This window comes from Microbacterium sp. NPDC080220, assembly GCF_040686395.1.
Classification (GTDB): Bacteria; Actinomycetota; Actinomycetes; order Actinomycetales; family Microbacteriaceae; genus Microbacterium; species Microbacterium gawkjiense.
The window spans coordinates 88,028-108,804 of the sequence record NZ_JBFBOP010000005.1 but is presented as its reverse complement, the minus strand read 5'-3'; the positions used below and the strand labels follow the sequence as shown (position 1 = coordinate 108,804).

26 protein-coding genes are annotated in these 20,777 nt (G+C 66.6%); 25 read left to right on the top strand and 1 reads right to left on the bottom strand.

Annotated elements, in window-relative coordinates; all coding sequences use genetic code 11:
• The first annotated feature begins 68 nt into the window (after positions 1 to 68).
• Both AB0P29_RS09630 and AB0P29_RS09625 read left to right on the top strand, forming a co-directional pair.
• Entirely contained in the window at positions 69 to 920 is an 852-nt protein-coding gene (locus AB0P29_RS09630; RefSeq protein WP_363379531.1) for an ABC transporter permease, read from the top strand.
• Positions 913 to 2,742 carry an ATP-binding cassette domain-containing protein gene (locus AB0P29_RS09625; RefSeq protein WP_363379530.1) on the top strand — a complete coding sequence of 610 codons (1,830 nt, stop codon included), beginning with the start codon at positions 913 to 915 and terminating at the stop codon, positions 2,740 to 2,742. Before AB0P29_RS09630 ends, AB0P29_RS09625 begins: the two co-directional genes overlap by 8 nt.
• An 11-nt stretch (positions 2,743 to 2,753) precedes the next feature.
• Here AB0P29_RS09625 and AB0P29_RS09620 read toward each other — a convergent pair whose 3' ends face one another.
• Complete coding sequence (locus AB0P29_RS09620; protein WP_363379528.1) at positions 2,754 to 5,090, bottom strand: glycosyltransferase; 2,337 nt, start codon at positions 5,088 to 5,090, stop codon at positions 2,754 to 2,756.
• Between the two features lie 100 nt (positions 5,091 to 5,190).
• Between AB0P29_RS09620 and AB0P29_RS09615 the strand changes: the two genes are divergently transcribed.
• The 23 genes from AB0P29_RS09615 to rplO all read left to right on the top strand — a co-directional run bounded on the left by AB0P29_RS09615 (position 5,191) and on the right by rplO (position 20,726).
• Complete coding sequence (locus tag AB0P29_RS09615; RefSeq protein ID WP_363379527.1) at positions 5,191 to 7,305, top strand: hypothetical protein; 2,115 nt, start codon at positions 5,191 to 5,193, stop codon at positions 7,303 to 7,305.
• Between the two features lie 10 nt (positions 7,306 to 7,315).
• Positions 7,316 to 9,103, top strand: a complete 1,788-nt coding sequence (locus tag AB0P29_RS09610) for a DUF4012 domain-containing protein (protein WP_363379525.1) — start codon at positions 7,316 to 7,318, stop codon at positions 9,101 to 9,103.
• A 195-nt stretch (positions 9,104 to 9,298) separates the two neighbouring features.
• Positions 9,299 to 10,816, top strand: coding sequence for a sugar transferase (locus tag AB0P29_RS09605; protein ID WP_363379524.1), 1,518 nt, complete (start codon positions 9,299 to 9,301; stop codon positions 10,814 to 10,816).
• A 359-nt stretch (positions 10,817 to 11,175) separates the two neighbouring features.
• Positions 11,176 to 11,484, top strand: coding sequence for a 30S ribosomal protein S10 (rpsJ, locus tag AB0P29_RS09600; protein ID WP_018171443.1), 309 nt, complete (start codon positions 11,176 to 11,178; stop codon positions 11,482 to 11,484).
• Between the two features lie 11 nt (positions 11,485 to 11,495).
• A complete protein-coding gene (rplC, locus tag AB0P29_RS09595) occupies positions 11,496 to 12,155 on the top strand; it encodes a 50S ribosomal protein L3 (RefSeq protein WP_363379523.1) in 660 nt (219 codons plus the stop codon).
• Positions 12,156 to 12,157: 2 nt separating this feature from the next.
• Positions 12,158 to 12,820 carry a 50S ribosomal protein L4 gene (gene rplD, locus AB0P29_RS09590; protein ID WP_064003331.1) on the top strand — a complete coding sequence of 221 codons (663 nt, stop codon included), beginning with the start codon at positions 12,158 to 12,160 and terminating at the stop codon, positions 12,818 to 12,820.
• A complete protein-coding gene (gene rplW / locus AB0P29_RS09585; protein ID WP_064003330.1) occupies positions 12,817 to 13,116 on the top strand; it encodes a 50S ribosomal protein L23 in 300 nt (99 codons plus the stop codon). Before rplD ends, rplW begins: the two co-directional genes overlap by 4 nt.
• Before the next feature lie 24 nt (positions 13,117 to 13,140).
• Positions 13,141 to 13,980, top strand: coding sequence for a 50S ribosomal protein L2 (rplB, locus tag AB0P29_RS09580; protein ID WP_036309862.1), 840 nt, complete (start codon positions 13,141 to 13,143; stop codon positions 13,978 to 13,980).
• A gap of 12 nt (positions 13,981 to 13,992) precedes the next feature.
• The gene (rpsS, locus tag AB0P29_RS09575; protein ID WP_018187348.1) at positions 13,993 to 14,274 is read left to right on the top strand and encodes a 30S ribosomal protein S19; all 282 of its coding nucleotides are present in this window, start codon (positions 13,993 to 13,995) and stop codon (positions 14,272 to 14,274) included.
• Between the two features lie 40 nt (positions 14,275 to 14,314).
• A complete protein-coding gene (gene rplV, locus AB0P29_RS09570; RefSeq protein ID WP_064003329.1) occupies positions 14,315 to 14,713 on the top strand; it encodes a 50S ribosomal protein L22 in 399 nt (132 codons plus the stop codon).
• Positions 14,713 to 15,468 carry a 30S ribosomal protein S3 gene (gene rpsC, locus AB0P29_RS09565; RefSeq protein WP_363379521.1) on the top strand — a complete coding sequence of 252 codons (756 nt, stop codon included), beginning with the start codon at positions 14,713 to 14,715 and terminating at the stop codon, positions 15,466 to 15,468. The genes rplV and rpsC overlap by 1 nt, the downstream gene beginning before the upstream one ends.
• Entirely contained in the window at positions 15,468 to 15,887 is a 420-nt protein-coding gene (gene rplP, locus AB0P29_RS09560; RefSeq protein ID WP_064003327.1) for a 50S ribosomal protein L16, read from the top strand. The genes rpsC and rplP overlap by 1 nt, the downstream gene beginning before the upstream one ends.
• Positions 15,887 to 16,201: a 50S ribosomal protein L29 gene (gene rpmC / locus AB0P29_RS09555; protein ID WP_018187344.1), complete on the top strand. Its 315-nt coding sequence runs from the start codon at positions 15,887 to 15,889 to the stop codon at positions 16,199 to 16,201. Before rplP ends, rpmC begins: the two co-directional genes overlap by 1 nt.
• A complete protein-coding gene (gene rpsQ / locus AB0P29_RS09550; protein WP_082886192.1) occupies positions 16,201 to 16,533 on the top strand; it encodes a 30S ribosomal protein S17 in 333 nt (110 codons plus the stop codon). Before rpmC ends, rpsQ begins: the two co-directional genes overlap by 1 nt.
• A gap of 3 nt (positions 16,534 to 16,536) precedes the next feature.
• Entirely contained in the window at positions 16,537 to 16,905 is a 369-nt protein-coding gene (gene rplN / locus AB0P29_RS09545; protein WP_064003326.1) for a 50S ribosomal protein L14, read from the top strand.
• Positions 16,906 to 16,907: 2 nt separating this feature from the next.
• Entirely contained in the window at positions 16,908 to 17,267 is a 360-nt protein-coding gene (rplX, locus tag AB0P29_RS09540) for a 50S ribosomal protein L24 (protein ID WP_064003325.1), read from the top strand.
• 2 nt (positions 17,268 to 17,269) lie between these two features.
• Positions 17,270 to 17,860: a 50S ribosomal protein L5 gene (rplE, locus tag AB0P29_RS09535; protein WP_064003324.1), complete on the top strand. Its 591-nt coding sequence runs from the start codon at positions 17,270 to 17,272 to the stop codon at positions 17,858 to 17,860.
• Positions 17,861 to 17,994: 134 nt separating this feature from the next.
• Positions 17,995 to 18,393, top strand: a complete 399-nt coding sequence (rpsH, locus tag AB0P29_RS09530) for a 30S ribosomal protein S8 (protein ID WP_064003323.1) — start codon at positions 17,995 to 17,997, stop codon at positions 18,391 to 18,393.
• A 6-nt stretch (positions 18,394 to 18,399) separates the two neighbouring features.
• Entirely contained in the window at positions 18,400 to 18,936 is a 537-nt protein-coding gene (gene rplF, locus AB0P29_RS09525; RefSeq protein WP_064003322.1) for a 50S ribosomal protein L6, read from the top strand.
• A 2-nt stretch (positions 18,937 to 18,938) separates the two neighbouring features.
• Positions 18,939 to 19,298, top strand: coding sequence for a 50S ribosomal protein L18 (gene rplR, locus AB0P29_RS09520; RefSeq protein ID WP_064003321.1), 360 nt, complete (start codon positions 18,939 to 18,941; stop codon positions 19,296 to 19,298).
• Positions 19,295 to 19,981 (top strand): 30S ribosomal protein S5, encoded by a 687-nt coding sequence (gene rpsE / locus AB0P29_RS09515; protein ID WP_064003320.1) that lies wholly within the window; start codon positions 19,295 to 19,297, stop codon positions 19,979 to 19,981. Before rplR ends, rpsE begins: the two co-directional genes overlap by 4 nt.
• Positions 19,981 to 20,166, top strand: a complete 186-nt coding sequence (gene rpmD, locus AB0P29_RS09510; protein ID WP_020098644.1) for a 50S ribosomal protein L30 — start codon at positions 19,981 to 19,983, stop codon at positions 20,164 to 20,166. Before rpsE ends, rpmD begins: the two co-directional genes overlap by 1 nt.
• Positions 20,166 to 20,726 carry a 50S ribosomal protein L15 gene (rplO, locus tag AB0P29_RS09505; protein ID WP_082886191.1) on the top strand — a complete coding sequence of 187 codons (561 nt, stop codon included), beginning with the start codon at positions 20,166 to 20,168 and terminating at the stop codon, positions 20,724 to 20,726. Before rpmD ends, rplO begins: the two co-directional genes overlap by 1 nt.
• The last annotated feature ends 51 nt before the right edge of the window (positions 20,727 to 20,777 follow it).

The following is a 20,777-nucleotide window of genomic DNA, read 5'->3' as shown; positions in this document are numbered from 1 at the left end:
ATCATCTCGCGAGTATGCGCCGCTCGTCGCGCAATCGGTCCTGCTAACGAGAGGTGGCGAGATCTGGCATGGATGCACGCCTTGACGCTCCTGCAGCTGGCCTGCTTCTTGTTGGCCGCCGGCCACCCCTCGGAGAGTATCTACTCGAAGCCTGGCGTCGTCGTAGGTTTGCGGCGACCCTGGCGAGTCACCGGCTCATCGGGTCGCTCCTGCAAAACCGATTGGGAGTGCTATGGATCGTTCTGAAGCCACTTCTTACGGCAACCATTTACGGCACGATCTTCGGTGTCCTGCTATCAGGGGCAGCCCGTCCCGATGACTGGGTGCCGTATCTGCTCACCGGTGTTTTCATCTTCGAGTTCTTCACGGGGTGCTTCGGGAAGGGAGCGCGCGCGATCACCGGGAATGCGAAGCTCGTCCAGAGTTTCGGATTCCCCCGGATTCTTCTCCCGCTCGCCACCGTCATCGAGGAGACTCTTCGGCTGATCCCGATCGTCGTCCTTCTTGCAGTCCTGTTGATGATCCTGGGGGTGCCGATCTCCTGGACGTGGCTGCTCGTCGTTCCGATTCTGGCCATGATGGCGCTTTTCAATCTGGGCATGGCGCTCATCGTGGCGCGCCTGTCAGTTTGGGCGCGAGACGTACAGCAGTTCATTCCGACAATCAATCGAATTCTGTTCTACGTCAGCAGCATTTTCTTTCAAGTCGATGTGATCTTCGCGGACAACCCGGTGTTGCTGACGATTGCCCACCTGATTCCCACCTACGACTACATCGCCCTCGTTCGAGACGTCATGATCGTGGGCCACCCGGCGCCCCTACTCGCCGTGATCGCGGCTCCTGTTTGGGCCCTGCTGGCGTTCGGGATCGGCGTGATCTATTTCTGGAGAGCGGAGGCGAAGTATGGCCTCAGTGACTGATCTGATCCACCCTGGCGCGTCGAGCGAACCCGCGAAGGTGCGTCCCATGATCGTGGCGCAAGACGCACATGTCACTTATCGCGTCTACGCTTCCGGCAAACGTATGAGCTCGCGCGATGCGATTCTCAACGCGCGTGCGTTTCGCGGAGGCCGCGAGCAGATCACGGTCCCGGCTGTTCGCGGGGTTTCGTTCACGGCGTCAGAGGGCGAAACGATCGGCGTTGTGGGCCACAACGGCTCCGGTAAGTCCACGCTTTTCCGAGCGATGAGCGGTCTCATACCGACCTCAAAAGGGGCCATCTGGGCTGCGGACCGGCCGGTTCTCCTCGGGGTGAACGCGGCTCTCGTGCCGGAGCTTTCCGGCGAGAACAACATCAAGCTCGGCCTGCTCGCAATGGGTTTCACGCCCGAGGAAGCCGCAGCGCACGTTGGCGAGATAGCAGATTTCGCGGAACTCAACGATTTCCTCTACCACCCGATGCGAACGTACTCCTCGGGAATGGGTGCTCGCCTGAGGTTCGCAATCGCTTCGGCGCGGGCGCACTCGATTCTCCTCATCGACGAAGCACTCTCTGTGGGCGATCGGCGCTTCAAAGTCAAAAGCGAGCAACGGATTCGCGAACTGCGCGAGAGCGCAGGCCTGGTGATGATCGTCAGCCACTCTGCCGGTTCCCTCCGAGATACATGCGATCGCGTCTTGTGGATCCACAAGGGCGAGCTCCGTGCAGACGGAGACGCGAAAGAGGTCATCGCCGACTATGTGAAATGGACGAAGCAGCCGGGGGCGTCCGCAGTCGGAGCAGCACACGCCGCGAAACCGGATGCGCTGAGGGCGAAGGAGTCTCCTGCGACCGGATCGACTCAGGGGACTCGGCCTGGGCTCATCGGCGCGGAGGGTACCGACCCCGACCGCAAAGCTACCCGCGCGGAACCCGTGGGGCGGGCGAGCTCGGCCTCCATCGACGATTGGCTCGCTGCAGCGACGGTGAACGTTAGCGATGGTCGGCCCTCACGCGCGGCCATGCGTCGAGATTCTCATCGAAGGTCTGCGCGTCAACAGAACCGGCGTCGGATCCTGGGTCTCATCATCACCGGAGGGGTCATCGTGCTATCCGCGGCGGCTGGAGCCGCGGTTGCGCTTCTGGCTGCTGCGCCGGATCGCGCCTTGGGCGCCCCGCGCGGGGAGCGCGAGCCTGTCGCTGCAGAGCTCGTTTCAATCGAAGCGTTTTCGTCCAGGCCGGAAGATGCGGCATGTGATTCACCGAGTAGCGAATCAGTGGTCCAGCTCAGCTGGAGCACGACAGGCGCATCGACCGTCGCTCTGGCTTCTGCTGTGGAGGGCGTCGGGTCGATGGAGGGTTCCGTTGAGCGCGATCTCCCGTCGTCGGCGACCGCTTTCGTCGTGCCCTACCCCTGTTCCGCGCCGAGTTGGACATACACCCTGTGGGCTGAGGGGGCACAAGGGGATCGCGTCAGCAAGTCGGTCGAGGTTCTGCGCGAGCTCACGGCTGACACGGCGACCTCGGATCAGCAGGTCGAGGCTCCGCCAGGCGTGACTCCAGGCTCTCAGTCCGGTGGGCCGGGAGATCCCCCCGTGGAGTCGTCGACGGATGACGTCCCACAATCCGGGGCTCCCACGCCCCAACCGAGCGCGCTTCCATCGCCCACGCCTATCGTTACCCCTCCCGCTCCGGCGCAGACGCCGGAGCCCGAGGAGTCGGCGGAGCCGGAGGAGACGCCGATTGCGCCGCTTCCAGAACCATCGGAGGTAGTGATTCCACCCGTTGTGCCGACTGACCCTGACCCGCAAACGGAGAACTGAGACGCTCGCCTTCAGTCCGCGATGCCCATTCGTCGCTTCAGCCTCGCGACCAGCGGACGCAAGCCCGGCAGGCGTTGGAGCCCGACGCGCCCGAGAGGCGCCACCCGCCGCCACATCCGGGCGGCCAGTTCGCGCCGCGGGGTCACCGTCTTCGTCTGAGACCGGTTGGCCTCGGAGTAGAAGCGGAGCAGCCCCAACAGCAGGCGTGCATCTTCCAGAGTCGGCTCAGGTGAGAACGCCCCCGTCGGCGCTCCGGTGACGACGCGACGATAGAGGTCGGAGAAGTCGTAGGATCCTGCGCGCTCGGCTGCGTCGAGTGAGCCTCGCGAAAGTCGCGCGAAGAGGACCGGATCAGCGGCGACGGCGGTGATCGCATCTGCCAAACCGGCGGCATCCCCCTGTGGCACCGAGATGATCCCGGCGTTCTCCTGGACGAGGGTGAGCCAAGGCAGTTCGTACATGAACACCGGAAGACCCCGTGACTGCGCTTCAGCGATGGTCAGTTGGTATCCCTCGATGAGGCTGGTCGACAGGAAGGCGTCCGCGGTGTCGATGGCGGCTTCGAGTTCTCGCCCACGCTTCGGGCCGACTGCGCGAACGACCTCGGCGACGCCGCGCCTGCGCGCCAGGGCATTGAACTTGGCCGCAGTCCAGCCGCCCCAATCGGGGCCGATGACAGTCAGAGAGAAGGCGGTGTGACGGCGCTGCAGCAGCACCGCTACTTCGAGCAGCTCGCTCACTCGTTTGGTCCGCTCCTCGAGCCGCCCCCACCAGACGAGGTGGATCGGGTGGAGCCCCGTCAGCCGTGCCCGAGGAGCGCGCCGTTCGCCGTCGAGCATCGCGGACGGCGGGTTCGGGATGTAGGACGAGTGGGTGATGCCGCGAAGCTTGAGGTAGCTCACGTCGAGAGGGGAAAGTGCGACGACATGTGCGAGCACGCGAGCGAACTTCTCGATGTTCCCCAGGCGGTCGTCACCGTCGAGAAGCGGACGCGCCACGAAGTTGTGCAGCCACCCGACGGTGGCGCCACCGCACGCACGCGTCATCGCGGCGAACTCCGGCCAGTAGCTCGAGTACAGCATCTGATGGTCGATGACGACGTCGACGGAGCGAGTGAGGCAGATCGCCCTCCACGCCTCGAGGCGCGCCTCGATCCCTCCGCCCGCCAGCTCGACGAAGTCGACACCCGAGGGCAGGAAGCTGGGGTCGCTGTTGCTGTTGCGTGCGACGACGGTGACTCGGAATCCTGCTTCTGTCAGCATCCGCGCCTGCGTGGAGAGCACCGCAGTGACTCCGCCGGTCCGTAGCGTCGAGGTCGCGAGCAGGATGCTGCGCACCTCGCGGTTCGTGATGGGTTGATGGTCCACGTGCCGTGCGAGGACGGCGAGCGACCTGGGGGAGTGCGCGCCCGCCGCCGCGAGCAGGTCATCGTCGGTCGTCTTGGTGCGCAGATGCTCGACCGCTGAATCGACGATGCTCGGATCGGCGCGCTCGACGAGCTGGCGGCACACGTAACCGACCGTCCATAGTCGTGCCGCGGCATAGGCCTCGTGAACCGCGGTGGCGTCCCCTGAGATTGCGGCCACGGACGCGACCGCGTCGCGAATGATGTCCACCGAGTCGATTGCCGCGGCGTAGAACCTGGCCCGTTCGATCGTGTCGACCTGATGACCGCTCCCACCCCGACCCAGGTGATAGCGGTACAGCTTCTCCGGGACGGAGACCAAATGTTGTGCCAGCGCGGCGGCCAGGAACATCAGCGGCAGGTCGTTGACGCGAACCAGGGAGACATCTTCCGGAATGTGGGCGTGCGCGGCTCGGAGAAGCGCGGTGCGGAACAGGAACCTCCAGAGCTGCCCGCGGGCCGGCGCGTCGGCGGGGAACAGGCCCGTGACGACCGCACTGCTCCGCAGTGAGTCGTGCTGAGGTGCGAGGCGCCGCTCGAAGGCGCCGCCGGAGTTCCCATGCCGGTCGACCACGGTCACATCGAACTGCACGAGATCGGCGCCGGAGCCCTGCATCGCCGCGAGCGTCACCTCCGCAGCGCGGGATTCGAGCTCGTCGTCGCCGTCGAGGAACAGGATCGCGTCGCCGCGTGCTTCCATCACACCGCTGCGCCGTGCCTGCAGCGCCGACCGGTTCTCCTCATGGCGGATGAGGCGGATGCGCCCGTCCGTCCGCTGCATCCTCTCGACGACGGCGACCGTGCCGTCGTCGGACGCGTCGTCCACGCAGACGACCTCGATCTCCCGGAGGGTCTGGGCGAGGCACGATGCGAGGGCCGCCTCGATGGTGCCCTCGTCGTTGTGCACGGGGACGACGATGGAGACGAGAGGCGCAGGTGACATCGCACAGATCATACGGCCCGGCATCCGCGTCGATTCTGCGCTCGCAGCCGCGTCTGTGATGATGGACGCTCACTTCCCACACCCTTGGAGGGGCATCGCCATGCAGATCCGCCGGCGAACCATCTACATCGGCGCGGCCATCGTCCTCGTCGGGGCGCTCACCGGGACCGCGGTCGCGCTCACGACCAGCGGGTCGGCGCCGGCGCCCGAAACGCGCTCCACCCCCTCGGCGTCGACTCAGGCTCCCACTCCGACACCCACCCCGACGCCGACCCCGGTCGCCGCACCGCAATCGGTCGTCGCGGTGGGTCCCTTCGGCTCGTGGGAGCGCGCCTCCACAACGAAGGTCGCTCGGGTCGTCCCCCAGGTCGGCCAGGCTGCTGACGGCGCGGTCGCCGCGTACATCGACGCACCGGTCATCGATCAGAGGACGACGGCGCTCGCCGTCGAGGTCGCTGTCGTCGCCGGTGCGTCGTACGAGTTCTCCGCACAGGCGCGGTCCCTTTCGCCCCTCCCTCAGGCGGTGGATGCGTCGATCGAGATCGGCGACCAGCGGATCGCCTTGTCCGAGCTGGATGCAGCGTGGTCGACGGTGACGGGAACCTTCACCGCGCCGGCGGATGCGGACACCGCTGAGATCCGCGTGGTCCTCGACGGCCCCGTCGCCGGGCTCGGCATCGACGATGTCTCCTTGGTGGGCGCCGACGGCAAGAACGTCGTCCCCAACCCATCATTCGAGAAGGTCGGCGGTAAGGACACGATCGTCAACCGGTCCCTCATCCTGCCGGCGTCGAACCCGATGCTCGCGGTCCGCGCCCCGGCCGGGCAGATCTCCTGGACCGCGACGGATGCCGGCGGCAAGGTCGCAGCGAAGGGCGCGCTCGACGCGTCCCACGCGCTCGAAGCGGTCCCGCTGACGGGCCTGGACGAGGGGTACTACAGCGTGGCCGTGAAGACGGGCGCAGGCACCGTCACGACCCTGCTCGGCGTCATCGACTACGAGGGCACGACCATCGCCGCCGACCCTCGGTTCGGGGTGGGGCTCCACGTCGAGAACGACCTCTACGACGACGCCGCCGACCTGACGGCATCCCTCGGGATCGGCTTGGCCCGCAACGACGTCCTGTGGCGCTTCAACGAGACGACCAAGGGCCAGTACGACTGGGCGGACCACTACGTCGACGGGTTCGACCGGTTGCACGCCCGCGGCATCCACCTCCTCGGCATCGTCAACTACGGCAACGAGCTGTACGGCAATGGCAAGGTGCCCACGAGCAAAGCGGCGATCAAGGCCTACGGCGACTATGCAGCCGCCATTGCCGAGCGATTCGACCTCGTCGGGCTCGAGGTCTTCAACGAGTTCAACCACACGCGCTTCAACAAGACGGCCTGCGGCACGAAGCCCTCGTGCTACGTCCCCCTGCTCGATTCCGTGCACAATGCGGTCGAGAAGGTTGACCCGGACCTGCCGATCATCGCCGGCTCGACCGCGCGCTACGACGCACCGTGGTTCGACGGATTGTGGCGCGCGGGTGGCCTGAAGTACGCGGACGCGATCAGCTTCCACCCGTACGAGGTGTCGAGTGACCCGGAGTCGCTGGCCGGCATCATCGACGAAGCTAACCGCAGCATGAAGGACAACGGGAAGACGACCCGTCCCATCTGGATCACGGAGCTCGGCAGTTCGTCGAAGACCGGCGGCCGGACCGTCTCGGCGCAGGCCGACTACCTGGTGCGGACCTCGGTCACGGCGCTCGCGAGCGGGGCTGAGAAGTTCTTCTGGTACGACCTCATCAACGACGACCCGAGCCCCGCGAAGCACGAGGGCAACTTCGGCATGTACTACCAGAAGGCCTCCGGCGTGGCCGCCTTCCAGCCGAAGCCCGTCGGGTACGCGCAGGCTCTGATGATCGCTCGCATCGGTGGTCGGAGCCTCGCCGCCGATGAGACGGCGAGGGGTGTCCACTCGGTGCGCTTCGGTGACGAGAAGGATGCCGTGCGCGTCGTGTGGGCTCCGAAGGGCAAGGCGGAGATGACCGTCCGCAGCGATGTCGCGGTGACGGTGACCACCATGACGGGCGCCACGAAGACCATCGAGCCCGTCGACGGGGTGGCGACCATTCCGGTGACGGTTCGGCCGCAGTTCGTCGAGAGTTCACTCGAGCCCGCCGGTGCAACGCCCGCGCCGACGGTCTCCCAGACACCCGCTGGCTAGGATGTGAGCCATGCCTCCCGAGACCCGACGCGCCGCGCGTGAAGCGGCCGAGCGGGCCGCGGCCGGACGTTCCGCCGCGCCCGATGACCGCGACGACAGCGACGAGACCCACAGGACGTCGCGCGGTCGCATCGTCGGCCGCGTGATCCTGATCGTCGTCGTCCTCTTCCTCGCCCTCGCGGTGTGGCTCGTGATCAAGGTCGTCATCGCCAAGAACGGTCTCGAGTCGGCGCAGGCCGCCGTCACCTCCATCCAGGACGGCGGGAACGTCTCCGACGCCATCCCGAAGTTGTCGTCCGGTGCGGCGGATGCGGCGGGTGCCGCAGCCGATCCGGTCTGGCGCATGGCGGAGCTCATCCCCGGGGCGGGCGACAACCTGCGCGGCGTGCGTCTGGCGGCGGAGACCCTCGACGTGTTCGCGAACGACGTCGGCGGGCCGGTCTTCAAGATGCAGGATGACGGCCAGGGGAAGATCCTCGCCCGTGCCCTGCCGCTCATCGAAGCGGCCGCTCCCGAGATCTCCAAGCTGAGCTCCGAGTTGAAGGGTGTCGCCGCGTCGGACGCCCTCATCGGACCGGTCCGCTCGGGAGTCGATCAGGTCGCGGAGGTGGCGGATGCCGCCGGCCCCATGTTCACGCTCCTTCCGAAGCTCCTCGGCGCGGAAGAGAAGCAGAACTACCTGCTCGTCTTCCAGAACAACGCCGAAGCGCTGCCGCTCGGGGGCAGCTCGGCCTCGCAGACGCTCATCACCGCAGACAAGGGCGACCTCGAGATCGCGGGACAGGCCAGCAGCGCATCCTTCGTCGAGGGCGAGACGGTCGACCTCGACATCTCGGAGTCGGCGAAGGCGCTCTACGGCAGCCGCTACGGCAGCTACATCAACCTCGCGCCCTCCCAGCCCGACTGGCCGGGGGTCGCGGAGATGGTGAAGGCCTTCTGGAACCGCGACATCGACGACACGCACATCGACGGCGTCATCTCGGTCGATCCCATCGCCCTCCAGCGCATGCTTCTCGCGACCGGTCCCATCGAGGTCGACGGCAAGACGCTCGACAACAAGAACGCCGTCAAGACTCTCCTCAGTGACGTCTACCGGTGGTGGGACCCGTACACCGACCCTGACCTCAAGTCCGACGCGTTCTTCGCCGGCGTCGCGAGCGCGGTCTTCGACAAGATCGCGGGGGGCGACTTCAACATCAAGGACATGGCGTGGGCCGTGGGTGAGAGCATCGACGCCGGCAGCATCCTGGCCTGGAGCGAAGACCCCGACACGCAGAAGATCATCGCGGGCTCGGGGCGCCTCTCCGGCATCCTTCCCACCGACAACACCGCGGAGACCGTGAACGGCGTTTTCTTCCGCAACGTGTCGGCCTCGAAGATCGACTACTACACGAAGACCGCTGTCGAATCCACGATGTCGTGCGCCGACGGCGTGACGACCCTGACGACGACCGCGACGGTCTCGCTCGACATCAGTCAGGCGGACGCCGAGGGTCTTCCGCGATACGTCCAGAGTCGGAGCCAGCGGGCGGCGTACTTCGGGACCCAGGTCTACATGTACGCCCCTCCGGGGATGGAACTCGCCTCCGCCGAGACCACGGGCGGCGCGTCGGCCTTCCGCACCGGCAACGTCGATCTCGGCCGGGTCGTCGAGCCGTTCCAGGCGCGGCTGCGCCCGGACGGCGCCTTCACGGTGACCGCGACGTTTACCGGGAAGGGCGACTTTGGACCGCTCTCGGTGTGGACGACGCCGATGATCAACGAGACGAAGACGACCGTTACCGACACCTGCCATTGATCCAACGCCTGGCCGAATGCGGCCGGTTTGGTAGCATCCTGTGAGATTCACAGCACACGTCGTCGACGGCGCGAGTCGACGCGCGGGGCGGTTCGACCTGGCTGTGCCGTCGACAGGAAGGCTGATTTCCGTGATCCGATCCGCGCTGCGGCTGCTGCCGTCGGGGACGTTCACGGACGTTGCCAGGGATGCCGCGTGCTGAGGCGTGCCGTCGCAAGCCGGTCGATGCGTGGCATCCGGCGGGCTGATCGACGACTCGGCCGCGCCTCCGTCGTGGTCCCCGCCCGTCGCTCCGCGCGGGATTGGCCCGCCCGTTTCGCGGGCCGCCTGGTCTACAGCGACACCGTCGTCGTCGCCGCCGTCCTCGTGGGCTTCTTCTCGCTGGTCCTGCCGGACGAGCGTCGCGACGTCACCTGGGACGGCGGACCCCGCATCCCCTATGTCGCGGCGCTGATCCTCCTCGGCCTCGTCTGGCTCATCGCGCTGGGTGTCTTCGAGACGCGTGATCGCAACATCGTCGGCAGTGGCGAGCAGGAGTATCGCCGCCTCGTCAACGCGACGGTGGCCGTGTTCGCGCTCTTCGTCGCGATCGCCTTCTTCCTCCGCATCGAGGTCTCGCGCAGCCTGTTCCTCGTCGCCATGCCGGTCGGTCTCGTCGCGCTGATCTTCACCCGATGGGTGTGGCGCCTGTGGCTCAGGGCGCAGCAGCGTCGCTCGAAGTACGTCTACCGTGCCCTCGTGATGGGGGAGCCCGCGAAGGCGGGCTCGATCATCCGCGCGATCCGGCGCGCGGACTCCTCCGGCTTCGACATCGTCGGGGTCGTGACCGACGTGCGCGGACGCCAGACCATCAGCGACGTCCCCGTCGTCGGCGGGTTCGCCTACGCGGTGGAGGCGATGGATGCCACTGACGCCGACACGATCATCGTCGCCGGGGCGGACGAGGTGCACCCCGAGATGATGCGTCAGCTGGGCTGGGATGTCGCGGACCGCAGCGGCAACCTCGTCGTCGCCCCCGCGTTGACCGACGTGGCGGGCCCCCGCATCCATTCCCGACCGGCGGCGGGGCTGCCGCTCGTGCACGTGGAGTTCCCGCGACTGGACGGCGTGCGCCGCTTCGCGAAGCGCACGTTCGACCTGCTCGGCTCGGTCGTCCTCATCCTGGTCTTCTCGCCGGTGATGCTGGTGACGGCCATCGCGATCCGGTCCGAGACCCCCGGCCGCGTCATCTACCGTCAGCCCAGGGTCGGTCTGGGCGGTGACGAGTTCGGCATGTTGAAGTTCCGCTCGATGGTGGCGGATGCCGACGATCAGCTCGCGAGCCTCCTCGACCTGCAGGGGACCAGCGACAGTCCGCTCTTCAAGGTGACGGACGATCCGCGGATCACGAAGGTCGGGCGCCTCATCCGCAAGCATTCGATCGACGAGCTGCCCCAGCTGTTCAACGTGCTCGTGGGGACCATGAGTCTGGTGGGCCCCCGGCCGCAACGCGCGGCGGAGGTGGCACTGTACGACGACGCCGCCCACCGCCGGCTGCGGGTGAAGCCGGGAATGAGCGGCCTCTGGCAGGTGAGCGGACGCTCCACGCTCTCGTGGGAGGATGCCCTGCGCCTGGATCTCTACTACGTCGAGAACTGGTCGTTCATGCAGGACATTCAGATCCTTTTCCGCACCCTCAGCGCCGTCGTGGCGCCCGGACGCACAGCGCACTGACGGCGGCGGGGGAGCGTACCCGGCGGCGCGACACGCCCGGGTTTGCGACACGCCCGAACGGCACGTAGACTGTACAGGTTCCACATTCCTGCGCTCTGCGCGGGATCACTGCCAGGGCAGTGCATAGGCGAGAAGCCTAGGCCGCGGGCAGCAGAACATCACATCCCCACACCCACTCCGGAAACGGATGCGCACGCGTGCGTGCGAGGGGAAGCGGATGCCGCAGGTCTCCTGCGGACTGACATCAGAACAGCGGTGACGGATCCCCCACCTCCGGGCGGGGAGAAGTGCCCGGCGCGCAAGCGCCCCGTGCGTCCAATGCCCTCGAGGTACGACGCGAGAAAGAGAGTGAGCAGACAATGGCGGGACAGAAGATCCGCATTCGCCTGAAGTCGTATGACCACGAGGTCATCGACTCGTCGGCACGCAAAATCGTCGACACCGTGACCCGTGCGGGCGCGACGGTCGTGGGCCCGGTGCCCCTTCCGACCGAGAAGAACGTGATCGCAGTCATCCGTTCGCCGCACAAGTACAAGGACAGCCGCGAGCACTTCGAGATGCGCACCCACAAGCGCCTCATCGACATCATCGACCCGACGCCCAAGGCCGTCGACTCGCTGATGCGTCTCGACCTCCCGGCCGACGTCAACATCGAGATCAAGCTCTGAGGTCGATCATCATGGCTGACATCAACTCCAAGGTTTCCAAGGGCCTGCTGGGCACCAAGCTCGGCATGACCCAGGTCTGGGACGAGAACGGCAAGGTCGTTCCCGTCACCGTCATCGAAGTCGCCCCCAACGTGGTGACCCAGGTGCGCACGCCCGAGCGCGACGGCTACAACGCCGTGCAGATCGCTTCCGGCCAGATCGACCCCCGCAAGGTCAACAAGCCGCAGACGGCCCACTTCGAGGCTGCCGGTGTGACCCCGCGTCGTCACCTCACCGAGGTGCGCACGGCGGATGCCGCTGACTACTCACTCGGTCAGGAGCTCACCGTCGACGCCACCTTCGAGGCCGGCCAGCTGGTCGACGTCGTCGGCACCAGCAAGGGCAAGGGCTTCGCCGGTGTCATGAAGCGTCACAACTTCAAGGGCGTCTCCGCTTCGCACGGTGCGCACCGCAACCACCGCAAGCCCGGTTCGATCGGCGCCTCGTCGACCCCGAGCCGCGTCTTCAAGGGCATGCGCATGGCCGGCCGTATGGGTGGCGAGCGCGTGACCGTCCTCAACCTCACGGTGCACGCCGTCGACGCCGAGAAGGGTCTGCTGCTCGTCAAGGGCGCCGTCCCCGGTGCTCGTGGCCGCATCGTCTACGTCCGCAACGCAGTGAAGGGTGCCTGAACATGGCTGACTCGACTCTCGCGCTCGACGTCGTGAAGGCAGACGGCAAGAAGGCCGGCTCCGTGGAGCTGCCCGCCGCGCTGTTCGACGTCAAGACGAACATCCCCCTCATCCACCAGGTCGTCGTCGCGCAGCTCGCGGCGGCTCGCCAGGGCACCCACTCGACCAAGCGTCGCGGTGAGGTCTCCGGTGCCGGCCGCAAGCCCTTCAAGCAGAAGGGCACGGGTAACGCCCGTCAGGGCTCGATCCGCGCGCCGCACATGACCGGTGGTGGCATCGTCCACGGACCGAAGCCGCGCAACTACTCGCAGCGCACCCCCAAGAAGATGGTCGCCGCCGCCCTCCTGGGCGCGCTCAGCGACCGGGCTCGCGGCGGGCGTCTGCACGTCATCGACTCGTTCGGCATCGAGGGTGCGCCCTCGACGAAGGCTGCTGCCGCGGTTCTGGCTCAGCTCGCGCCGACGAAGAACGTCATGGTCGTCATCACGCGTGATGACGAGCTGAGCGTCAAGAGCGTCCGCAACCTCGCGTACGTCCACGTGCTCACGTTCGACCAGCTCAACGCCTACGACGTGCTCGTCTCCGACGACATCGTCTTCACCAAGGCCGCCTACGACGCGTTCGTCGCTGCGAAGGCCGGCTCCACCGAGGAGGTCTCGGCATGACCGCCGTCAACAAGGACCCGCGCGACATCATCCTGAAGCCGGTCGTCTCCGAGAAGAGCTACGGGCTCATCGACGAGGGCAAGTACACGTTCCTCGTGGACCCGCGCGCCACCAAGACCGAGATCAAGCTCGCCATCGAGAAGATCTTCGGCGTCAAGGTCGCGTCGGTGAACACGCTCAACCGCCCGGGCAAGTCCCGCCGCACCCGTTTCGGCACCGGTAAGCGCAAGGACACCAAGCGCGCCATCGTGAGCCTGAAGTCGGGCACCATCGACATCTTCACGGCCGTCGGCTGACAGCTGGGATAGAGGACTAGAGACATGGCTATTCGCAAGTACAAGCCCACGACCCCCGGTCGTCGCGGTTCGTCGGTCGCCGACTTCGCTGAGATCACGCGGTCGACGCCCGAGAAGTCGCTCCTTCGCCCGCTGGCGAAGACCGGTGGTCGCAACAACCAGGGCCGCATCACGACCCGTCACATCGGTGGTGGCCACAAGCGCCAGTACCGCGTGATCGACTTCCGTCGTAACGACAAGGACGGCATCAACGCCAAGGTCGCTCACATCGAGTACGACCCCAACCGCACCGCGCGCATCGCGCTGCTGCACTACTTCGACGGTGAGAAGCGCTACATCCTCGCCCCGAACAAGCTGTCGCAGGGTGACATCGTCGAGTCGGGTGCCGGCGCCGACATCAAGCCCGGCAACAACCTGCCGCTGCGCAACATCCCCACCGGTACGGTCATCCACGCCATCGAGCTCCGCCCCGGCGGCGGCGCGAAGATGGCACGCTCGGCCGGTGCGTCCGTCCGCCTCGTGGCGAAGGACGGCCCGTACGCGCAGCTGCGTCTGCCCTCGGGTGAGATCCGCAACGTCGACGCGCGCTGCCGCGCCACCATCGGCGAGGTCGGCAACGCCGAGCAGTCCAACATCAACTGGGGCAAGGCCGGCCGCAACCGTTGGAAGGGCATCCGCCCGACCGTCCGCGGTGTCGCCATGAACCCGGTCGACCACCCGCACGGTGGTGGTGAGGGTAAGACCTCCGGTGGACGTCACCCCGTCACTCCTTGGGGCCAGGCCGAGGGTCGTACCCGGCACCCCAACAAGGAAAGCGACAAGTTGATCGTTCGCCGTCGCAACGCCGGCAAGAAGCGGAAGTAGGAGTAGAGGAAGATGCCTCGCAGCCTTAAGAAGGGCCCCTTCGTCGACGAGCACCTGCTTCGCAAGGTCGTCTCGCAGAACGAAGCCGGTACCAAGAACGTCATCAAGACCTGGTCGCGTCGTTCGATGATCATCCCGGCCATGCTGGGTCACACGATCGCCGTGCACGACGGACGCAAGCACATCCCCGTGTTCGTGTCCGAGACCATGGTCGGTCACAAGCTGGGCGAGTTCGCGCCCACCCGCACCTTCCGCGGCCACGAGAAGGACGACAAGAAGGGCCGTCGCCGCTGACGCGGCGACGCTCTCAGAGAGAGGAAGAGGAGGAGTACAAATGGTGGAATCCATCGCACGCGTGAAGCACATCCGCGTGACCCCTCAGAAGGCTCGTCGTGTCGTCGCGCTCATCAAGGGCAAGCAGGCTCAGGAGGCTCTCGCCATCCTGAAGTTCGCTCCCCAGGGTGCCAGCGAGCCCATCTACAAGCTCGTGGCCGCTGCGGTCGCGAACGCTCGTGTGAAGGCCGACAAGGACAACGAGTTCCTGGACGAGCAGGACCTGTACGTGAAGAACGCGTACGTGGACGAGGGCACGACGCTCAAGCGTTTCCAGCCCCGCGCCCAGGGTCGCGCGTTCCAGATCAAGAAGCGCACCAGCCACATCACGGTCGTGCTCTCGACCCCCGAGGTCGCCGAGTCCGCCCCGGCTGCCCAGACCAAGAAGGCGAGCAAGTAATGGGACAGAAGGTCAACCCGTACGGCTTCCGCCTCGGCATCACCACCGACCACGTGTCGCGTTGGTTCTCGGACTCCACCAAGCCCGGGCAGCGCTACGCCGACTACGTGGCGGAGGACGTCAAGATCCGTCGCCTCCTGACGACGTCGCTCGACCGTGCCGGCGTGAGCAACATCGAGATCGAGCGCACGCGTGACCGCGTCCGCGTCGACATCCACACCGCCCGCCCGGGCATCGTGATCGGCCGCCGCGGCGCCGAGGCCGAGCGCATCCGCGCCGACCTCGAGAAGCTCACCGGCAAGCAGATCCAGCTGAACATCCTCGAGGTCAAGAACCCCGAGGCCGACGCTCAGCTGGTCGCGCAGGGCATCGCCGAGCAGCTCTCCGCCCGCGTGGCCTTCCGCCGCGCGATGCGCAAGGGCCTGCAGGGTGCGCAGCGCGCCGGTGCCAAGGGCGTCCGCATCCAGGTCTCCGGCCGCCTCGGCGGCGCCGAGATGAGCCGTTCGGAGTTCTACCGCGAAGGCCGTGTGCCCCTGCACACCCTCCGCGCGAACATCGACTACGGCTTCTACGAGGCGAAGACCACCTTCGGCCGCATCGGCGTGAAGGTCTGGATCTACAAGGGCGACCTCACCAACAAGGAGCTCGCTCGCGAGCAGGCCAACGCGCCGAAGTCACGTCGTGACGACCGCGGTGGCGACCGTCGCCGTGGCCCGCGCAGCGAGGCCCCCGCCGCAGAAGGAGCGTCTGCCTGATGCTTATTCCCCGCAAGGTCAAGTACCGCAAGCAGCACCACCCGAAGCGTGACGGCGCCGCCACCGGCGGCACCGCGGTCACGTTCGGTGAGTTCGGCATCCAGGCCCTCACGCCCGCTTACGTGACGAACCGTCAGATCGAGTCCGCTCGTATCGCCATGACGCGTCACATCAAGCGTGGCGGAAAGGTGTGGATCAACATCTACCCCGACCGTCCGCTCACCAAGAAGCCGGCCGAAACCCGCATGGGTTCCGGTAAGGGTTCGCCCGAGTGGTGGGTCGCCAACGTCAAGCCGGGTCGCGTCCTCTTCGAGGTCGCGGGCGTCAACGAGCAGCTCGCTCGCGAGGCCCTGACCCGTGCCATCCACAAGCTGCCGCTCAAGGCACGCATCATCAAGCGCGAGGAGGGCGACGCGTAATGGCCGTCGGCACCAAGACGCTCGCCCCGAGCGAGCTGGACACGTTCGAAGACCAGCGCCTCGTGGAGGAGCTGCGCAAGGCCAAGGAAGAGCTGTTCAACCTGCGCTTCCAGTCGGCCACCGGCCAGCTCGAGAGCCACGGCCGCATCCGTGCGGTCAAGCGCGACATCGCGCGGCTCTACACCGTCATCCGCGAGCGGGAGCTCGGCATCCGTGCCACCCCCGCCCCGGTCGAGACGGCCACCAAGGCGAAGAAGAGCAAGGCCAAGAAGGCGGACGAGTCCGCTGAGGCCGCGAAGGAAGAGGCCGAGTGATGGCTGAGAAGAAGGATGCCGCTACGGCGCCCGTGACCGCTGGTCACGAGTCGGCCGAGCACGACGTCCGCGACGTCAACGCCCGTGGGTACCGTAAGGCCCGTCGTGGCTACGTCGTCAGCGACAAGATGGACAAGACGATCGTCGTCGAGGTCGAGGACCGCGTGAAGCACCCCCTCTACGGCAAGGTCATCCGCCGCACGTCGAAGGTGAAGGCTCACGACGAGCAGAACACCGCCGGCATCGGCGACCTCGTCCTCATCAACGAGACCCGTCCGCTCAGCGCCACCAAGCGCTGGCGCCTGGTCGAGATTCTCGAGAAGGCGAAGTAAGCAATGATCCAGAACGAGTCTCGCCTCAAGGTCGCCGACAACACCGGCGCCAAGGAGCTCCTCACGATCCGCGTTCTCGGTGGTTCCAACCGCCGTTACGCCGGTGTCGGGGATGTCATCGTGGCGACCGTCAAGGACGCGATCCCGGGCGGCAACGTCAAGAAGGGCGATGTGGTCAAGGCCGTCATCGTCCGCACCGTCAAGTCGACCCGTCGTCCCGACGGCTCGTACATCAAGTTCGACGAGAACGCCGCCGTCATCCTGAAGAACGACGGGGAGCCCCGCGGCACCCGCATCTTCGGCCCGGTCGGTCGTGAGCTTCGCGACAAGAAGTTCATGAAGATCGTCTCGCTGGCACCGGAGGTCATCTGATCATGGCGCACATCAAGAAGGGTGACCTGGTTCAGGTCATCAGTGGCCGCAAGCAGGACAAGGGCGGCGACCGCGGCAAGCAGGGCAAGGTCCTCGAGGTCCTGGTCGAGCAGAACCGCGTCGTGGTGGAGGGCGTGAACTACGTCACCAAGCACACCCGCGTCGGCCAGTCGCAGCGCGGCACCAAGACGGGCGGCATCGAGACGATGGAAGCCCCGATCCACATCTCCAACGTGGCGCTGGTCGACCCGTCGACCAAGAAGCCGACCCGTGTCGGCCACCGCGTCGAGGAGCAGACGAAGGACGGCGTCAAGCGCACCGTCCGCGTCCGCTACGCCAAGAAGAGCGGCAAGGACCTCTGAACATGAGCAACGCAACTGCCGCGGAGGCTGGCAAGATCCAGCCCCGCCTGAAGCAGAAGTACCAGACCGAGATCAAGAAGGCTCTGCAGGACGAGTTCGGCTACGCCAACGTCATGCAGATCCCCGGTCTCGTGAAGGTCGTCGTCAACACCGGTGTCGGTGAGGCTGCGCGCGACAGCAAGGTGATCGATGGTGCGGTCGACGACCTCACCAAGATCACCGGCCAGAAGCCGGTCGTCACCAAGGCCCGCAAGTCCATCGCGCAGTTCAAGCTGCGTGAGGGCCAGGCCATCGGCGCCCACGTCACCCTCCGCGGTGACCGTGCATGGGAGTTCGTCGACCGTCTCGTCAACCTCGCCCTGCCCCGCATCCGCGACTTCCGCGGACTGTCGGCGACGCAGTTCGACGGCAACGGCAACTACACCTTCGGTCTCCAGGAGCAGTCCGTGTTCCACGAGATCAACCAGGACAAGATCGACCGCGTCCGCGGTTTCGACATCACCATCGTCACGACGGCGAAGACGGATGACGAGGGTCGGGCGCTGCTCAAGCACCTGGGCTTCCCGTTCAAGTCGGCGGACGCTCAGGCGTGATCCGATAAGATCGATCGTTCGGCCTCGGGGCGTGCTCCGGGGCCGAACGACTGCACAACTGAATATCGCTCATTCATAGAAGGTCGCCTGTCGTGTAACGGCAGTCGAAACCTCATGACTAAAGGACAACACCTATGACGATGACAGACCCGGTCGCAGACATGCTGACCCGTCTGCGCAACGCGAACTCCGCGCACCACGACACCGTCGCGCTGCCGAGCTCGAAGCTCAAGACGCACATCGCCGAGATCCTCCAGCAGGAGGGCTACATCTCCGGCTGGGAGGTCTCCGACGCCCGTGTCGGCCAGACGCTCACCCTGACCCTGAAGTACGGCCCGAACCGCGAGCGGTCGATCGCCGGCATCAAGCGCGTCTCCAAGCCCGGTCTCCGCGTGTACGCGAAGTCGAACGAGCTTCCCAAGGTCCTCGGTGGCCTCGGGGTCGCGATCCTGTCCACCTCCTCTGGCCTCCTCACGGACCGCCAGGCCGAGCAGAAGGGCGTCGGCGGGGAAGTCCTCGCCTACGTGTGGTGATCTGACATGTCGCGTATTGGACGTCTTCCCATCGACATCCCCGCCGGTGTGACCGTCACGGTCTCCGGCCAGGACGTCGCCGTCAAGGGCCCCAAGGGCGAGCTGAACCTCACCGTGGCACAGCCCATCGAGGTCAAGGTCGAGGAGAACCAGGTCCTGGTCTCCCGCCCCGATGACGAGCGCGAGTCGCGTGCTCTCCACGGGCTCACCCGCACCCTCATCAACAACAACATCATCGGCGTGACCCAGGGCTACACCAAGGGCCTCGAGGTCGTCGGCACCGGTTACCGCGTCGCTCAGAAGGGCACGGCGGTCGAGTTCGCACTCGGCTTCTCGCACCCCGTCCTGGTCGAGGCGCCGGAGGGCATCACGCTCACCGTCGAGGGCAACAACAAGCTCACCGTCGCCGGTATCTCGAAGCAGGCCGTCGGCGAGGCAGCCGCCAACATCCGCAAGATCCGCAAGCCGGAGCCCTACAAGGGCAAGGGTGTGCGGTACGCGGGCGAGGTCGTTCGCCGCAAGGCCGGAAAGAGTGGTAAGTAACCATGGCTCTCAAGTCGAAGTCCGACGCACGTTCGCGTCGTCACGCCCGTCTTCGCAAGAAGATCGTGGGCACCGAGGCGCGTCCGCGTCTCGTCGTGACCCGTTCCGCCCGCCACGTCTTCGTCCAGCTGGTCGACGACAGCAAGGGCTTCACCGTCGCATCGGCCTCCACCCTCGAGGCCGACCTGCGCACGTTCGATGGTGACAAGACCGCCAAGGCCCGCAAGGTCGGCGAGCTCGTCGCTGAGCGTGCGAAGGCTGCCGGCATCGAGACGGTCGTGTTCGACCGCGGCGGCAACCGCTACGCGGGCCGCGTCGCTGCGATCGCCGACGGCGCTCGCGAAGGAGGTCTGAACCTGTGACCGAGAACAAGGAGAACGAAGTGACCGCGACCGAGCAGCCCGCTGCGGCTGCGGCTACGGCCGAGGCGCCCGCCGAGCGCGAGCGCGAGCCGCGCCGCGGTGGCCGCGAGCGCAGCCAGACCCGCGACCGTAACTCGCGCGACCGCGGCGACAACCAGTTCCTGGAGCGCGTCGTCACGATCAACCGCGTGTCGAAGGTCGTCAAGGGCGGTCGTCGCTTCAGCTTCACGGCGCTCGTCGTCGTGGGTGACGGCAACGGTCTCGTCGGTGTCGGCTACGGCAAGGCGCGTGAGGTCCCCCTCGCCATCTCGAAGGGTGTCGAAGAGGCCAAGCGCAACTTCTTCCGCGTGCCGCGTGTCGCCTCCAGCATCCCGCACCCCGTCCAGGGTGAGGCTGCTGCCGGTGTCGTGCTGCTGCGTCCGGCCGCTGCCGGTACCGGTGTCATCGCCGGTGGTCCGGTCCGCGCCGTCCTCGAGTGCGCCGGCATCCACGATGTGCTGTCGAAGTCGCTGGGTTCGTCGAACACGATCAACATCGTGCACGCGACCGTCGCAGCGCTGAAGCAGCTCGAGGAGCCGCGCGCCGTCGCTGCGCGTCGTGGTCTCGACTTCGACCAGGTCGCCCCCGCGCGTCTGGTCCGTGCCGAGGCTGACGCCGCCAAGGCTGCAAAGGTGGGTGCATGATGGCTGCTCGTCTGAAGGTGACCCAGGTCAAGTCCAAGGTGAGCGAGAAGCAGAACCAGCGTGACACGCTGCGTTCGCTCGGTCTGAAGCGGATCAACGACTCCGTCGTTCGTCCCGATGACGCGCAGACGCGCGGGTACATCAAGACCGTCGCGCACCTCGTGAAGGTTGAGGAGATCGACTGATGGCTGAGAAGAAGGACGAGACGGTCGAGGCCGTCGAGCCCAAGGCCAAGAAGCCGGCAACCCGGAAGGCTGCGGCTGGGCCCGCTGCCGACAAGGCTGCCCCGAAGAAGGATGCGGCGCGCCCCGGCGTGCTGAAGGTCCACCACCTGCGTCCGGTCCCCGGTGCCAACGTCGCGAAGACCCGTGTCGGTCGCGGTGAGGGCTCGAAGGGTAAGACGTCGGGCCGCGGTACCAAGGGTACGAAGGCTCGTTACCAGGTCAAGGTGGGCTTCGAGGGTGGGCAGATGCCCCTCCACATGCGTACGCCGAAGCTGCGCGGGTTCAAGAACCCGTTCCGCGTCGAGTACCAGGTGGTCAACCTCGACAAGCTCGCGGAGCTGTACCCCAACGGTGGCGACGTCACCGTGACGGACCTCGTCGCCAAGGGCGCCGTGCGCAAGAACGAGAAGGTCAAGGTGCTCGGCACCGGCGACATCTCGGTCGCGCTGACGGTCTCCGTCGACAAGGTCTCGGGTTCGGCCGAGCAGAAGATCGTTGCCGCCGGCGGCTCGATCAAGTAATCACGTGCCAGGGGCCGGAGGATAACCTCCGGCCCCTGTTGCCGTATGTTG

What these genes read in the sequence shown, in the direction of transcription:
- AB0P29_RS09630 (WP_363379531.1), top strand. Translation starts at nt 69, where the DNA reads ATGGATGCACGCCTTGACGCTCCTGCAGCTGGCCTGCTTCTTGTTGGC.
- AB0P29_RS09620 (WP_363379528.1), bottom strand. Translation starts at nt 5,090, where the DNA reads ATGTCACCTGCGCCTCTCGTCTCCATCGTCGTCCCCGTGCACAACGAC.
- AB0P29_RS09615 (WP_363379527.1), top strand. Translation starts at nt 5,191, where the DNA reads ATGCAGATCCGCCGGCGAACCATCTACATCGGCGCGGCCATCGTCCTC.
- AB0P29_RS09610 (WP_363379525.1), top strand. Translation starts at nt 7,316, where the DNA reads ATGCCTCCCGAGACCCGACGCGCCGCGCGTGAAGCGGCCGAGCGGGCC.
- rpsJ (WP_018171443.1), top strand. Translation starts at nt 11,176, where the DNA reads ATGGCGGGACAGAAGATCCGCATTCGCCTGAAGTCGTATGACCACGAG.
- rplC (WP_363379523.1), top strand. Translation starts at nt 11,496, where the DNA reads ATGGCTGACATCAACTCCAAGGTTTCCAAGGGCCTGCTGGGCACCAAG.
- rplD (WP_064003331.1), top strand. Translation starts at nt 12,158, where the DNA reads ATGGCTGACTCGACTCTCGCGCTCGACGTCGTGAAGGCAGACGGCAAG.
- rplW (WP_064003330.1), top strand. Translation starts at nt 12,817, where the DNA reads ATGACCGCCGTCAACAAGGACCCGCGCGACATCATCCTGAAGCCGGTC.
- rplB (WP_036309862.1), top strand. Translation starts at nt 13,141, where the DNA reads ATGGCTATTCGCAAGTACAAGCCCACGACCCCCGGTCGTCGCGGTTCG.
- rpsS (WP_018187348.1), top strand. Translation starts at nt 13,993, where the DNA reads ATGCCTCGCAGCCTTAAGAAGGGCCCCTTCGTCGACGAGCACCTGCTT.
- rplV (WP_064003329.1), top strand. Translation starts at nt 14,315, where the DNA reads ATGGTGGAATCCATCGCACGCGTGAAGCACATCCGCGTGACCCCTCAG.
- rpsC (WP_363379521.1), top strand. Translation starts at nt 14,713, where the DNA reads ATGGGACAGAAGGTCAACCCGTACGGCTTCCGCCTCGGCATCACCACC.
- rplP (WP_064003327.1), top strand. Translation starts at nt 15,468, where the DNA reads ATGCTTATTCCCCGCAAGGTCAAGTACCGCAAGCAGCACCACCCGAAG.
- rpmC (WP_018187344.1), top strand. Translation starts at nt 15,887, where the DNA reads ATGGCCGTCGGCACCAAGACGCTCGCCCCGAGCGAGCTGGACACGTTC.
- rpsQ (WP_082886192.1), top strand. Translation starts at nt 16,201, where the DNA reads ATGGCTGAGAAGAAGGATGCCGCTACGGCGCCCGTGACCGCTGGTCAC.
- rplN (WP_064003326.1), top strand. Translation starts at nt 16,537, where the DNA reads ATGATCCAGAACGAGTCTCGCCTCAAGGTCGCCGACAACACCGGCGCC.
- rplX (WP_064003325.1), top strand. Translation starts at nt 16,908, where the DNA reads ATGGCGCACATCAAGAAGGGTGACCTGGTTCAGGTCATCAGTGGCCGC.
- rplE (WP_064003324.1), top strand. Translation starts at nt 17,270, where the DNA reads ATGAGCAACGCAACTGCCGCGGAGGCTGGCAAGATCCAGCCCCGCCTG.
- rpsH (WP_064003323.1), top strand. Translation starts at nt 17,995, where the DNA reads ATGACGATGACAGACCCGGTCGCAGACATGCTGACCCGTCTGCGCAAC.
- rplF (WP_064003322.1), top strand. Translation starts at nt 18,400, where the DNA reads ATGTCGCGTATTGGACGTCTTCCCATCGACATCCCCGCCGGTGTGACC.
- rplR (WP_064003321.1), top strand. Translation starts at nt 18,939, where the DNA reads ATGGCTCTCAAGTCGAAGTCCGACGCACGTTCGCGTCGTCACGCCCGT.
- rpmD (WP_020098644.1), top strand. Translation starts at nt 19,981, where the DNA reads ATGGCTGCTCGTCTGAAGGTGACCCAGGTCAAGTCCAAGGTGAGCGAG.
- rplO (WP_082886191.1), top strand. Translation starts at nt 20,166, where the DNA reads ATGGCTGAGAAGAAGGACGAGACGGTCGAGGCCGTCGAGCCCAAGGCC.